The sequence below is a fragment of the Neisseria sp. HMSC075C10 genome (assembly GCF_001815615.1).
In the GTDB taxonomy this organism is placed as follows: Bacteria; Pseudomonadota; Gammaproteobacteria; order Burkholderiales; family Neisseriaceae; genus Neisseria; species Neisseria subflava_A.
This window is the reverse complement of record NZ_KV821264.1, coordinates 98031-112688: the sequence shown is the minus strand read 5'-3', so window position 1 is coordinate 112688 and position 14658 is coordinate 98031. Positions and strand designations below refer to the sequence as shown.

At 49.9% G+C, this 14658-nt stretch carries 10 protein-coding genes and 1 other RNA gene; 7 read left to right on the top strand and 4 right to left on the bottom strand.

Annotated features, from left to right (window positions below):
• Positions 1–115: 115 nt before the first annotated feature.
• The 5 genes from HMPREF3047_RS07275 (at position 116) to HMPREF3047_RS07255 (ending at position 4630) form a co-directional block, all read left to right on the top strand.
• Complete coding sequence (locus HMPREF3047_RS07275; RefSeq protein ID WP_070712932.1) at positions 116–541, top strand: NfeD family protein; 426 nt, start codon at positions 116–118, stop codon at positions 539–541.
• Between the two features lie 9 nt (positions 542–550).
• Complete coding sequence (locus HMPREF3047_RS07270; RefSeq protein ID WP_070712929.1) at positions 551–1513, top strand: SPFH domain-containing protein; 963 nt, start codon at positions 551–553, stop codon at positions 1511–1513.
• A gap of 75 nt (positions 1514–1588) precedes the next feature.
• Positions 1589–2851 carry a multifunctional CCA addition/repair protein gene (locus HMPREF3047_RS07265; RefSeq protein WP_070712926.1) on the top strand — a complete coding sequence of 421 codons (1263 nt, stop codon included), beginning with the start codon at positions 1589–1591 and terminating at the stop codon, positions 2849–2851.
• Between the two features lie 82 nt (positions 2852–2933).
• Entirely contained in the window at positions 2934–3245 is a 312-nt protein-coding gene (locus HMPREF3047_RS07260) for a hypothetical protein (protein WP_070712923.1), read from the top strand.
• Between the two features lie 167 nt (positions 3246–3412).
• Positions 3413–4630, top strand: coding sequence for a uracil-xanthine permease family protein (locus HMPREF3047_RS07255; RefSeq protein WP_070712921.1), 1218 nt, complete (start codon positions 3413–3415; stop codon positions 4628–4630).
• 117 nt (positions 4631–4747) lie between these two features.
• Here HMPREF3047_RS07255 and ffs read toward each other — a convergent pair.
• An RNA gene (gene ffs / locus HMPREF3047_RS07250) (signal recognition particle sRNA small type) lies at positions 4748–4844 on the bottom strand.
• A gap of 260 nt (positions 4845–5104) precedes the next feature.
• Here ffs and HMPREF3047_RS07245 point away from each other — a divergent pair.
• Complete coding sequence (locus tag HMPREF3047_RS07245) at positions 5105–8938, top strand: DUF3683 domain-containing protein (RefSeq protein ID WP_070712919.1); 3834 nt, start codon at positions 5105–5107, stop codon at positions 8936–8938.
• Between the two features lie 189 nt (positions 8939–9127).
• Here HMPREF3047_RS07245 and HMPREF3047_RS07240 read toward each other — a convergent pair whose 3' ends face one another.
• The 3 genes from HMPREF3047_RS07240 to HMPREF3047_RS07230 are packed head-to-tail and all read right to left on the bottom strand — an operon-like array spanning position 9128 to position 12053.
• Entirely contained in the window at positions 9128–10579 is a 1452-nt protein-coding gene (locus HMPREF3047_RS07240) for a LutB/LldF family L-lactate oxidation iron-sulfur protein (RefSeq protein WP_070585336.1), read from the bottom strand.
• Complete coding sequence (locus HMPREF3047_RS07235) at positions 10576–11277, bottom strand: LutC/YkgG family protein (RefSeq protein WP_070712916.1); 702 nt, start codon at positions 11275–11277, stop codon at positions 10576–10578. The genes HMPREF3047_RS07240 and HMPREF3047_RS07235 overlap by 4 nt, the downstream gene beginning before the upstream one ends.
• Complete coding sequence (locus tag HMPREF3047_RS07230) at positions 11274–12053, bottom strand: (Fe-S)-binding protein (RefSeq protein ID WP_070713000.1); 780 nt, start codon at positions 12051–12053, stop codon at positions 11274–11276. The genes HMPREF3047_RS07235 and HMPREF3047_RS07230 overlap by 4 nt, the downstream gene beginning before the upstream one ends.
• Positions 12054–12721: 668 nt before the next feature.
• On the opposite strand from HMPREF3047_RS07230, the gene HMPREF3047_RS07225 reads away from it, so the two are divergent.
• The gene (locus HMPREF3047_RS07225; protein WP_070712914.1) at positions 12722–14632 is read left to right on the top strand and encodes an alpha-amylase family protein; all 1911 of its coding nucleotides are present in this window, start codon (positions 12722–12724) and stop codon (positions 14630–14632) included.
• The last annotated feature ends 26 nt before the right edge of the window (positions 14633–14658 follow it).

Below are 14658 nucleotides of genomic sequence, written 5' to 3'. Positions count from 1 at the left end.
CCGTATTTGAATGGACTTAATTATAACTGAAATAAATTTCAACCTTAGCCTTTTCATTTTAAGCCCTTGCCATTATGATAAGGATTATCAAAAGATTATTAAAAGGATATGCCGCATGACGATATGGTTTGTTGCCGCTGCCGTTGTTCTGATTGTCGAATTGTTTATCGGAACGGTTTATCTTTTGGTGGTCAGCGTAGCGCTGGCCGCCGCCGGAATCATGTACGGATTAAGCGGACACTTCTCTACCGCCGTTTTGACCGCGGCCATCATCAGCGCACTCGGTATCTGGCTGGTACACGGCCGTCTGAAAAACCGCTTGGCTCCCCAAGCGCTCAACGATGATTTGGATATTGGACAAAACGTCCGCATTCTACGCCACCTGCATGACAATATTTACGAAGTCGCCTACCGCGGTACACATTGGCAAGCACAAGCCGAACGGCCTCAAGATACTTTTCAGACGGCCTCAAGCGCAGTCATTACTGCCAGAAACGGTAATCTACTGATTATCCGCACACTCTCCCAACCATCATCATAAGGAAACATTATGGAATTTCTGCTCAGCCTCCCCGTCCTAATCCTCATCGTCGTTGTTGTTTTTGGTTTCAAATCCTTTATCGTTGTACCGCAACAGGAAGTTTATGTAGTCGAACGATTAGGCCGTTTTCACAAAGCGCTGACTGCAGGCCTGAACATCCTTATCCCATTTATCGACCGTGTCGCCTATCGTCACTCGCTGAAAGAAGTTCCTTTGGATGTTCCCAGCCAAGTCTGTATTACCCGCGACAACACTCAGCTGACTGTGGACGGCATCATCTACTTCCAAGTTACCGATCCTAAACTCGCTTCATATGGTTCCAGCAACTACATCATGGCGATTACCCAGCTTGCGCAGACAACTTTGCGCTCTGTCATCGGCCGCATGGAATTGGATAAAACCTTTGAAGAGCGCGATGAAATCAACAGCATTGTCGTTGCTGCTTTGGACGAAGCCGCAGGCGCATGGGGTGTGAAAGTCTTGCGTTACGAAATCAAAGACTTGGTTCCGCCGCAAGAAATTCTGCGCTCAATGCAGGCGCAAATTACCGCCGAACGTGAAAAACGCGCGCGCATTGCCGAATCCGAAGGCCGTAAAATCGAGCAGATCAACCTTGCAAGCGGTCAGCGCGAAGCAGAAATCCAACAATCCGAAGGTGAAGCGCAAGCCGCCATCAACGCGTCAAACGGTGAAAAAATCGCCCGCATCAACCGCGCACAAGGTGAAGCCGAAGCCCTGCGCCTGGTGGCCGAAGCGAACGCCGACGCCATCCGCAAAATCGCCGAGGCAGTCCGCTCAGAGGGCGGTTCCGAAGCCGTCAACCTGAAAGTTGCCGAGCAATATGTCGCCGCCTTCAGCAATTTGGCAAAAGAAAGCAACACGCTGATTATGCCTGCCAACGTCGCCGACATCGGCAGCTTGGTCTCCGCCGGTTTGAAAATCATCGACGGCAACAAGCCTAAAGCCTCATAATAGCGTTCTGACCCAGGCCGTCTGAAAACCCGATACGGCTTTTCAGACGGCCTTTTTATATCGTTCGATTTTTATATGAATACACAAACCATCAAAACCTATCTTGTCGGCGGCGCCGTCCGCGACCATCTTTTAGGCCTACCCGTTAAGGACCGCGACTGGGTAGTCGTCGGTGCAGATGCGCAAACCATGCTGGCTCAAGGCTATCAACCTGTCGGCAAGGATTTTCCCGTCTTTCTCCATCCAGACAGCCACGAAGAATACGCCCTCGCCCGTACCGAGCGCAAAACCGCCAAAGGTTATGCCGGATTCAGCTTTCATGCCGATAAAGACGTTACGCTGGAACAAGACCTGATGCGCCGCGACCTGACCATCAATGCCATGGCGCAGGATTCAGACGGCACGATCATCGACCCCTTTGGCGGACAACAAGATTTGGCGGCCGGCATCCTGCGCCACGTTTCGCCTGCCTTTGCCGAAGACCCCGTGCGGATTTTACGTATTGCCCGTTTTGCCGCGCGTTATGGTTTTCAAATTGCCGATGAAACCATGTCGCTGATGCGGAAAATGGTAGAAAACGGCGAAGCGGACGCTTTAGTCGCCGAACGCGTCTGGCAGGAATTGGCCAAAGGCTTGATGGAAAAAAATCCGCGCCGAATGATTGAAGTTTTGCGCGAATGCGGCGCACTCAAAGTTTTACTGCCCGAAGTCGATGCCCTTTTCGGCGTACCGCAACGCGCCGACTATCATCCCGAAATCGACAGCGGTATTCATACGCTGATGGTTGTACAACGAGCCGCCGAGATGAACCTCTCCCTCGCCGAACGCTATGCCGCCTTATTGCACGACTTGGGCAAGGCAAAAACACCGGCCGATATACTGCCGAAACACTACGGACACGACGTCAACGGCGTCGAACCCGTCCGCGAAGTCAATCAACGGCTGCGCACACCGAAACACTGCGCCGAGCTTGCCGAACTCGTCTGCCGTTGGCACATCATGCTCCATCAAGTCGGGCAGTTCAAAAGCAAAACCATTTTGAATGTTTTGAAAAAAACCGACGCATTCCGCCGCCCCGAACGTTTTCAGACGGCCTTAAACGTTTGCGTGGCCGACAAACAAGGCCGTCTGAACCTTGAAGACGCCCCCTATCCGCAACGCGAATACTGGCTGGCCTTACTTGAGGCCGCCAACCAAGTAGATGCAGGCAAAATTGCCGCCGAGTGCCGCACACAAGGAAAAGCCCATTTAATTGCCGAACAAATCGATCATGCACGCTTGGCGCAAATTAGGCCGCTGCAAAAAGCGTATCAGGCTGAAAAAATAGGAGGCTATTGATGGTATAGACAAGCTTTGAAACAGCCGACACAATATCCGCTATAATACGCACCTTGACCATCTTATTTCAACAATAAAAATCATGACCATCCAGACCGATTTACTTCACGAAAAAATCAGCAATGAAGATTATCAACGCCTCATTGTCAAACACAGCGAATCTTTCAGCGACGGCGAAATCTGCCTATTGAATGAGATTTTGGAAAAATTTGAATTTGATGTCGTACAGGAACAAGCATTGGCGCAAGCTGTGATGCAGCAGGTGCGCTTCGATCCAAACGACTACCATATCGACAGCGACGATGAAGACACAACCGGTATCTGTCCGCACTGCATCAATCCGCCCATGCCACCCCTGCGCGATTATTTGGTTTGGCGCGAAACACGCGGCTGAAAATTTTCCTAATCGATTTTGATAAGTTATTAACCATTCGTTATCGAACAAGGCCGTCTGAACAGGTGTCATCGTTACATTTGTTAAGACGGCCTTTTGTAAATAAATGTTCATGACTAGGATAAATCAGTATAATCTGCGCCGTTTGAATTTTCTTCGGAGCTTTTATGAATCAGCTTAAAACGGCGGTAGCCGGTGCGCAGATTTTGTTTGTCGCATTCGGTGCCATGGTGCTTGTGCCGCTTCTGACGGGACTGAACCCGGCTTTGGCATTATTGGGCGCAGGCTTGGGCACCTTGTTGTTCCAATTGGTTACCAAACGTAAAGTGCCGATTTTCCTCGGCTCTTCTTTTGCCTTTATTGCACCGATTATCTACTCCATCGGCGAATGGGGTCTGCCATCTACCATGTTCGGTCTGTTTGCGGCCGGCTTCATGTACTTTGTTTTTGCCGCGTTGATCAGATGGCGCGGTCTGGATGCGGTACACAAGCTATTGCCGCCCGTGGTTATCGGCCCGGTGATTATGGTAATCGGTTTGTCCGTGGCCGCTGCAGCCAGTAGCATGGCCATGGGTCAGGCAGATGGAAAACAGGTCATCGACTATATCGACTCGCTGATTCTCTCTGGCTTTACCTTTGCGGTAACCGTCATTGTTTCTGTCTTCGGCAGCAAAATGATGAAGCTGATTCCAATTTTGATCGGCGTGGCTTCTGGCTATGTGTTGGCTTTGATCATGGGCTTGGTCGATACCAGCGCCATCGTCAACGCCCCTTGGTTTGCCGTCCCTCATTTTGAAACGCCTCAAGTCAATTGGCAGGCTGCCTTGTTTATGTTGCCCGTCGCCATTGCCCCTGCCATCGAACACATCGGCGGCATTATGGCCATCGGTAATGTAACCGGCAAAAACTACACTAAAGACCCGGGCTTGGATAAAACCCTCGCCGGCGACGGCTTGGGCGTGTGCGTAGCCGGTTTGATTGGCGGCCCTCCTGTAACCACTTACGGTGAAGTAACCGGCGCGGTGATGATTACCAAAAACAGCAACCCCGTTATCATGACTTGGGCGGCAATTTTTGCGATTTTCATGGCGTTTTTCGGTAAGTTCAACGCGTTTTTGGCTTCGATTCCCATGCCGGTTATGGGCGGCATTATGTTGCTGCTGTTCGGTACAATCGCCTCTTTGGGCATCAAAACATTGATTGATGCGAAAGTCGATTTGATGCAGCCGAAAAATCTGGTTATCGTCAGCTCCGTATTGACGACCGGCATCGGCGGCATGATTATCAAAGTAGGTACTTTGAGCTTCGCCGGTGTAGGTTTGTGCGCCGTATTGGCGATTATCCTGAACTGCGTTTTGCCCAATACAAAATCAGAAGAAGCATAAATAGCTGGCTCATAAACTCAAAGGCCGTCTGAAAATAAGATTTCAGACGGCCTTTTTATTACGCTTTATACAATGAAAAATGCCGGAGACTTAACTATCTCCGGCATTTTTGAATAAGGTGGCGAGCCGAACCCCCGGCACTGGCTCATCAGAGTGGGCTGCTGGCTTCCGCCCCTGACCCGGTGTTCCGAATTACCATGCGGGGAGCCCCGCCGTAGAAGAGACGCATTATAGCGGTTTTACAGAAAAACTCAAGTGATAAAATCTTTCAGGCCGTCTGAAAACCATTTACACGACAAGATTGTAAACAATATTACCTAGTTGCAAATCATTCCCATTGAAATGTTTATCGTCTTTTCCGTTGAAAAATATCGAAAATTACACTACATTAACACCTTACGCCATCAAGAAGAAATTGCATTTTTCAGACGGCCTTTAATATAAAAACATTACATCCATCAACGGAACACAACCATGACCACGACTACTGCCCCTCAGCGTATTCGAGAAATTCCCTATAACTATACTTCTTATACCGACCGCGAAATCGTCATCCGACTGTTGGGCGACGAAGCGTGGCAAATCCTGCAAGACCTGCGCGGTCAACGGAAAACAGGACGTTCGGCACGAATGCTGTTTGAAGTATTGGGCGATATTTGGGTGGTCGTGCGCAATCCGTATCTGGTCGATGACTTGCTGGAGCACCCAAAACGCCGCGCCGCGTTGGTACGCGAAATGCGCCACCGCTTAAATGAAATCCGCAAACGCCGCGACGATAATCGGCAAGTGGATGTCTTGGTTGCCGCAGCAGAAAAAGCAGTCGAGCGTTTTGATAGCAGTTTTGATGAAACCAGCCAAAAACGCCATCAGATTTTGGAACGCTTAAGCAAAATCACCAAGCCGCACAACATCATGTTTGACGGCTTGGCGCGCGTAACGCACGTTACCGATGCGACCGACTGGCGCGTGGAGTATCCATTTGTCGTTGTCAATCCTGATACCGAGGCAGAGATCGCGCCTTTGGTGCGCGCCTTAATCGAGTTGGACTTGGTTATTATCCCGCGTGGCGGCGGTACGGGTTATACCGGTGGCGCAGTACCTTTGGACGCAAACAGCGCAGTCATCAATACCGAAAAACTCGACAAGCATCGCGGCGTCGAATACGTTGAGCTGGCAGGCTTGGACGGCAGACATCCGATTATCCATTGCGGCGCAGGCGTAGTAACCCGCCGAGTGGAAGAAACCGCGCATCAGGCAGGTTTGGTGTTCGCCGTTGATCCGACTTCCGCCGATGCGTCTTGCGTGGGCGGTAATGTGGCGATGAATGCAGGTGGCAAAAAAGCCGTACTGTGGGGTACTGCCTTGGATAACCTCGCCTACTGGAACATGGTCAACCCTCAAGGCGAATGGTTGCGTATCGAGCGCGTGCGCCACAATTTCGGCAAAATCCACGATGAAGAAACCGCCGTGTTTGACGTACATACGCTGGATTCAGACGGCCGCAATATCGTCAATACCAAACGTTTGGAAATTCCCGGTCACAAATTCCGCAAAGTCGGTTTGGGCAAAGACGTTACCGATAAATTCTTGAGCGGCCTGCCCGGCGTGCAGAAAGAAGGCACGGACGGTATCATCACCAGCGTCGCCTTCGTGTTGCATAAAATGCCGAAATACACGCGCACCGTGTGTATGGAGTTTTTCGGTACGGTCGCCACCGCTACCCCGTCCATTGTCGAAATCCGCGATTTCCTGCTTACCCATGAAAGCGTACGACTGGCCGGTTTGGAACATTTAGATTGGCGTTACGTCCGCGCCGTCGGCTATGCCACCAAAGCAGCAGGCAAAGGCCGGCCAAAAATGGTCTTGCTGGCAGACGTGGTTTCAGACGACGAAGCCGCCGTAGAGACAGCCGCCGAACACATCTGCGAACTTGCCCGCGCCCGCGACGGCGAAGGCTTTATCGCTATATCTCCCGAAGCCCGTAAAACCTTCTGGCTTGACCGCAGCCGCACTGCTGCCATCGCCAAACACACCAATGCCTTTAAAATCAACGAAGACGTAGTAATCCCACTCGAAAGACTCGGTGAGTATTCAGACGGCATCGAACGCATCAACATTGAACTTTCCATCCAAAACAAACTCAAACTCTGTGCCGCTTTGGAACAATATCTGTCCGGCAAACTCCCCATCGACAAAATGGGCACGGACCTGCCGACCGCCGAACTTTTGGGCGAACGCGGCAAACACGCCCTTGCCCACGTTTCCGCTGTCAAAGCGCGTTGGGAATGGTTGCTCGCCAATCTCGATACGCCTCTTGCCGACTACAAAGCCCGCTACGGCGCAGCCGTCCACGCCGCGCCCGAAGCCAAAGACAATGAAAGCTGCTTTATTGCCTTCCGCGATTTCCGCCTGCGCGTGTCTGTCAAAGCAGACGTAATGAAGCCACTTTCAGAAATCTTCAGCGGCAAAACCGATACCAAAATTATCCAAGGCTTGGGCAAAATCCACGCCAAAACCGTACGCAGCCGCGTCTTCGTCGCCCTGCATATGCACGCCGGCGACGGTAACGTTCACACCAATATTCCGGTTAACTCAGACGATGCTGAAATGCTTCAGACGGCCTACCGTTCTGTGGAACGCATCATGAAAATCGCCCGCTCGCTCGGCGGTGTGATTTCCGGCGAACACGGCATCGGCATCACCAAGCTCGAATTCCTGACCGATGAAGATTTGCAACCGTTTTGGAACTACAAAAACCAAGTCGATCCCAAACACACCTTCAACCGTCACAAACTGATGAAAGGCTCGGACTTACGCAACGCCTACACGCCATCTTTCGAGCTTTTGGGGGCGGAATCGCTGATTATGGAAAAATCAGACCTCGGCACCATCGCCGATTCCGTCAAAGACTGTCTGCGCTGCGGCAAATGTAAACCTGTTTGCTCTACTCACGTTCCGCGTGCCAACCTGCTGTACAGCCCACGCAACAAAATCCTCGGCGTAGGCTTGCTGACCGAAGCCTTCTTATACGAAGAACAAACCCGTCGCGGCGTTTCCATTAAACATTTTGAAGAACTGATGGACATCGGCGACCACTGCACCGTGTGCCACCGCTGCGTTAAACCTTGCCCTGTCAATATCGACTTTGGCGATGTTACCGTAGCCGTCCGCAACTACCTTGCCGATTCCGGCCACAAACGCTTTGCGCCTGCGGCTTCAATGGGCATGGCATTTTTGAACGCCACCGGCCCAAAAACCATCAAAGCCCTTCGCGCCGCCATGATACAGACCGGCTTCCCTGCGCAAAACTTTGCCTACAAAATCGGCAAGCTTCTTCCGATTGGCACTAAAAAGCAAAAAGCCGAACCGAAAGCCACCGTCGGTACCGCTTCAATCAAAGAACAGGTTATCCATTTCATCAACCGTCCTTTGCCGAAAAGTGTGCCTGCCAAAACTCCGCGCTCCATGCTGGGTATAGAAGACGACAAGAGTATTCCCATCATCCGCAACCCTGCCACGCCTGAAGATGCCGAAGCCGTGTTCTACTTCCCAGGTTGCGGCTCTGAGCGTCTGTTCAGCCAAATCGGACTTGCCGTTCAAGCCATGCTCTGGCATGTCGGAGTACAAACCGTCCTGCCGCCGGGCTATATGTGTTGCGGCTATCCGCAAGACGCAGGCGGCAATAAGGCTAAAGCCGAAGAAATGAGCACCAACAACCGCGTGGCTTTCCACCGTATGGCAAACACCCTCAACTACCTCGACATTAAAACCGTCGTCGTCAGTTGCGGCACCTGCTACGACCAGCTTGAAAAATACCGTTTTGAGGAAATCTTCCCAGGCTGCCGTATCATCGACATCCACGAATACCTGCTTGAAAAAGGGGTACAACTGAACGGCGTGCAAGGTCAGCAATACCTCTACCACGACCCTTGCCATACCCCGATCAAAACCATGAACGCCACCCAAATGGCCAGCAGCCTGATGGGACAGAAAGTCGTCTTAAGCGACCGCTGCTGCGGCGAGTCCGGTATGTTTGCCGTTAAACGGCCAGACATTGCCACTCAGGTCAAGTTCCGCAAACAAGAGGAAATTGAGAAAAACCTCAAAGAGCTGCCGCAGGGCGAACCTGTCAAAATGCTTACCTCCTGCCCAGCCTGCCTGCAAGGCTTGAGCCGCTACGCCGACGACAACAATATGCCTGCAGACTACATCGTCATCGAAATGGCAAAACACATCCTCGGTGAAAACTGGCTGGATGAGTTTGTGAAAAAAGCCAATAACGGCGGTGTAGAAAAAGTATTGCTCTAAGGACTTAGACAAAAACTTTTGGCTGTAATAAAGGCCGTCTGAAAATCTTTCAGACGGCCTTTTTATTCAAAAGAATCAAGATAAAATCATCAAATCAAACGCCTTTACAAATAGCGATGCCACACCAGCAGCATTCAATAAAAAATAAAACCTGAAGCCTTTTATTCCTCAGGTTTTATTTATCAAGCCTTATGCTTTTTCTTTCTGGAGTTTCTCTACCATCATTTGATGCAGCGTTTTCTTAGCCGGTTTCATCGGAACACGGTTATCCGTCCAACCCAGCTGCTTGCTAGGCGTCAATGCACGGAATTTAGAGGCTGTCCAACCGAATGCACGGTAAGCTTTACTGCCGCTGAAAATACCGTTAAACGTACGCCATGCCAGTTGTTCGCCGAAAGTATGCGATGCGCCTTGACCACGGATAGGATGCGGAACGGTTTCTGTTGGCGAACGTTGCGCTTCAACACGCAGACGTTGCATTTGTTCGGTAATCGGAATGCGTACCGGGCAAACTTCAACACAGGCGCCACACATGGTACACGCAGTCGGCAGATCGCGTGTCGCATCCAAGCCCAACAAATGCGGAGAGATAATCTCGCCAATCGGGCCGGGATAAGTCGTACCGTAGGCCGCACCACCGATACGGGTATAAACCGGACAGTGGTTCATACACGCACCGCAACGGATACATTGCAAGGTGCGGCGCATTTGATCTTCTGCATAAGCTTGGCTACGGCCGTTATCAAGCAGCACCAAGTGCATTTCTTGAGGGCCGTCCAGCTCTTCGCTACGGCGAGGGCCGGTAATCATATTGAAATAAGTGGTAATGTTCTGACCGATGGCGGAACGCGGCAGCAGACTGTACAAAGGCGGAACATCCGACAGCTTTGCAACCACTTTTTCAATACCGGTAATGGCGATATGCACAGGCGGCACGGTGGTACTCAAGCGGCCGTTGCCTTCGTTTTCGACCAGACACAAAGTGCCTGTTTCCGCAACGGCAAAGTTCACACCGCTCAAACCGACATCGGCAGTGCTATAAATATCGCGCAATGCTTTACGCGCAAATCCAGTCAACTGGTCTACATCATCTGTTAATGGAGTACCGAGGTTTTGATGGAAAAGCTCGCTAACCTGCTCTTTGGTCTTGTGAATGGCAGGCATCACGATATGGGTTGGTTTCTCGCCGGCCATTTGAACGATAAACTCGCCCAAGTCGCTCTCAACTGCTTTAATGCCTTGATCCTGCAGATAATGGTTCAGCTCAATCTCTTCGCTGACCATAGATTTGCCTTTCACCATCAGCTTGCCATTTTTATCGGTAATGATGCTGTGAATGATTTGGCAGGCTTCGGCAGGTGTTTCCGCCCAGTGAACTTTAACGCCCAGCTTGGTCAGGTTTTCTTCCAGCTGTTCCAATAATGCAGGCAATTTGGACAACGAACGTTGACGGACATGCTCACACAAGTCACGCAGGCTTTGCAGCTCTTCTTCATCTGTCAAAACGGCTTTGCGCTTGGTCATCAGCATATCCATCGCTGTGCGCAAGCTTTTACGCAGAGGCTTGTCTTGCAAAGAAATCGCAGCGTTTTGCTTGAATGTTTCCGGCTTCATATGGAATTTAATGGTTTGGGAACTCATGCTTTTTCCTCCAAATCGGCAGGGGAAATATGATCAGGCAGAACGGCCAAAACCACCAAATCGCGCGGGCCGTGTGCACCATAGGCCAAAGTTAATTGAATATCGGCAGTCTTAGACGGGCCGGAAATCAAAATAACGTTGGTAGGTATGCCTTTTTCTACCAGTTTTTCGCCTTCAACAGCATTATGGAATTCGTTGTACATTTTGCTGGTGTCAAACAGGCAAAAATGCACAGGCGGAACCAAACTTAGGCTGCGCGGCTCGACAGGGCTGGACTCCAGCATAATCGTACCGGTACGGGCAATACCGCATTTAGAGCCGCTAAAACCAGCCTCAATATCGGTAAAGAATTCGTTTTTCCAGTCGTCGATTTTTCGCTCAAAACCACGCGGTTCAATATTGGTATCGGCCAAAGCTGCACGGGCCAGCTGACCATGTTCTGTTTCCAAGGGAAGCAGAATGTTTTTCAAGCCTTTGCCTTCGGCTGCTTGACGGAATACTTGCGGCCAGTTTGATTTGGTAACCCAATAGATTTCAGTTTTAACGGCACGCATGGCAGCTGCCCAATGTTTCAAGCGTTCGACATCGTTTGCCCAAGAAACACCCATTTCACGGTAATAATCAAAAACAGGCGGTTCTTCCATCGGTAAGGCATCGGCTTTTTTCAGTTTCGCTAAAATATTTTCGCGCGCGCTCATGCTTTACCTCCGGTACGTTCCAACAGGAAAGATGCAATATGTTTCGGACGTGGCATATTGGGTTCGTCTTTGGCAATTTTGCCGCCGATATTCATCATGCAGCCGCAATCCGCGCTGATGATTTCAGTTGCGCCTGTTTCTTTTAAGGCTGCAACTTTGTCGGTTACCATCGCGCCGGAAATATCGGCTTGTTTCACAGAGAATGTACCGCCAAAACCGCAGCACTCGCTTTCATGGTCGTGAACGATACGTTCAACATTTTCCATGCCGTCAATCAGCTGCCAGCCTGACAAATGGACATTCATCTCACGACGCGCCGCACAAGAAGTATGAACGGCCACTTTAACCGGCTTGCCTTTATCTTCAGGTTTGTAACCAATCGCCAGCAGGAAGTGGGTAAATTCAATGATACGGTTGGCACAATCAATCGCTTTTTGCTCGTACTCGGTGCCTTTGAACAAAGTCGGCCAGTGGTGTTTCATCATGCCGCCGCAAGAACCGGAAGGCACGACAATCGGCCAATTTTCAGGGAATAAATCCAGTTGCGCTTTGGCAACATCAAAGGCTTCTTTAGGATGGCCTGACGAATAGGCCGGTTGACCGCAGCAGCTTTGTTCCATTGGATAATGGATACGGATGCCTTGTTGTTCGATTAAAGTGATGGCATCCATGCCTGCTTCCGGCATGAAAAGGTCGAGAACGCAAGTACCGAAGAAATAAGCATCGGTTGGCTTGCTGTCGAATACGGTGATTTGTGGTGGTTTGATTGCGCTCATTTTTTTGGAACGGGACAACCCGTTTTCTTGTGTAAAAATAAGATGGATACTTTAAGTAATTGCTTGTAATGGGTCAAGTCTAATTTTAAAAAATAATATTAAACAAGCATGACAAATCAGACAGAGGGCTTTCCCTTATTAACTTGATAATCTATATAATAACCACTATCAATAAGAAAACTAATGAATTCATTTTTTAATAAATGAAATTTAACTACTCCCTCTCTCTCTTCAAATCAGAATAACTATCTCTTTATTGAATCTTGATTTACATCAGAAGTCATGAATTTAATCGCTATGACACGTTTTTAGACGAAACAAGCAACCCGCTATGCTGTACATATGTTTCAGACGGCCATATTGGAATAAAAAGATATCTAAGATAATAAAAATAAAAGTTTTTCTCACAAACTCAGCCCCTCTGAAAGATAAGTTCGTCAAAAGTCCACTTTCCGTATGCTCAACCCTACTTTTAATCAAAATCAAACACTTGAAAAATCATCGTTCCTAACCTTGAAAACCCTTTGCACACTCAAGCACTTCCAGTATCATTGATACAGTTTCTTGACGCAAAATTACAGTCTTAGCCGCCCACAATCGGCATGAATTTGCAAAAGAAGTGAAACCAAGCTTCAAAACAATTTCACCTTAACTTCGGAGTAGGCATTATGTTGACCCAGACTCAACAGGTTGATTTGACCTTGCATCACCTTAAAGAACGCACCCTATCGATTTATACCCCCGAACAGCGTGCAAGCATCGAGACATCTGAAGACTGGAAACAGTTTGACAGACGACTTGAGGAACACTTCCCAAAACTGATGCACGAGCTGGACAACGTATACAACAACAACGAAGCCGTCCTCCCCATGCTGGAGCAACTGATTGCCCAAGCATGGCAAAGCTATTCCCAACGCAACGCATCTTTAAAAGATATTGATATCGCGCGCGAAAACGATCCTGACTGGATTTTGTCCAACAAACAGGTTGGCGGCGTGTGCTATGTCGATTTGTTTGCAGGCGATCTACAAGGCTTAAAAGCCAAAATCCCTTATTTTCAAGAATTGGGGCTAACCTATTTGCACCTGATGCCCCTGTTTAAATGCCCTGAAGGCAAGAGCGACGGCGGCTATGCAGTCAGCAGCTACCGCGATGTCAATCCGGCACTGGGCACAATAGACGACTTGCGCGATGTCATTGCCGCCTTGCACGAAGCAGGCATTTCCGCCGTCGTCGATTTCATCTTTAACCATACTTCTAATGAACACGAATGGGCAAAAGGCTGCGCTGCCGGTGATCCACTCTACGACAACTTCTACTATATTTTCCCTGACCGCTGGATGCCCGACCAATACGACCGCACCCTACGCGAAATCTTCCCTGACCAACATCCAGGCGGTTTCTCCCAACTGGAAGACGGACGCTGGGTATGGACAACATTCAACTCCTTCCAATGGGACTTAAATTACAGCAACCCATGGGTATTCCGTGCCATGGCAGGCGAAATGATGTTCCTTGCCAACTTGGGCGTTGATATTCTGCGCATGGACGCCGTTGCCTTTATTTGGAAGCAAATGGGCACAAGCTGCGAAAACCTGCCTCAGGCACACGCTCTGATTCGCGCGTTTAACTCTGTAATGCGTATCGCAGCGCCAGCCGTGTTCTTCAAATCTGAAGCCATTGTCCATCCTGACCAAGTTGTCCAATACATCAGCCAAGACGAATGTCAAATCGGCTACAATCCTCTTCAAATGGCATTGTTGTGGAACACGCTTGCCACGCGCGAAGTCAACCTGCTCCATCAGGCACTGACCTACCGCCACAACCTGCCCGACCACACGGCATGGGTCAACTACGTCCGCAGTCATGATGACATCGGCTGGACGTTTGCCGATGAGGACGCATGGAAGTTCGGCATCCACGGCTACGACCACCGACAATTCCTCAACCGCTTCTTCGTCAACCATTTCGACGGCAGCTTCGCGCGCGGTGTACCGTTCCAATACAACCCAAGCACAGGCGACTGCCGTGTCAGCGGTACAGCCGCAGCATTGGTCGGCTTGGCACAAAACGATCCATATGCCGTTGACCGCATCAAACTTTTGTACAGCATTGCTTTGAGTACCGGCGGCCTGCCGCTGATTTACCTAGGCGACGAAGTCGGTACGCTCAATGACGATGACTGGTCGCAAGACAGCAACAAGAGTGACGACAGCCGCTGGGCACACCGTCCTCGTTATGATGAAGAGTTATATAACCAACGCCATGACGGCTCGACCACTGCCGGTCAAATCTTCCAAGGTTTGCGCCATATGATTTCCATCCGCCAAAGCAATCCGCGCTTTAATGGCGGCAGGCTGGTCACCTTCAACACCAACAACAAACACATCATCGGCTATATGCGCAACAACGCGCTTTTGGCATTCGGCAACTTCAGCGAACATGCGCAAACCATCAGTGCGCACACCCTGCAGGCCATGCCGTTTAAAGCGCACGATTTGATCAGCGGTCAAACCGTTTCTCTGAATCAGGATTTGGTCCTGCAACCCTATCAAGTCATGTGGCTTGAAATTGCATAAGCTGAATTTTTTATACATCATTCAAG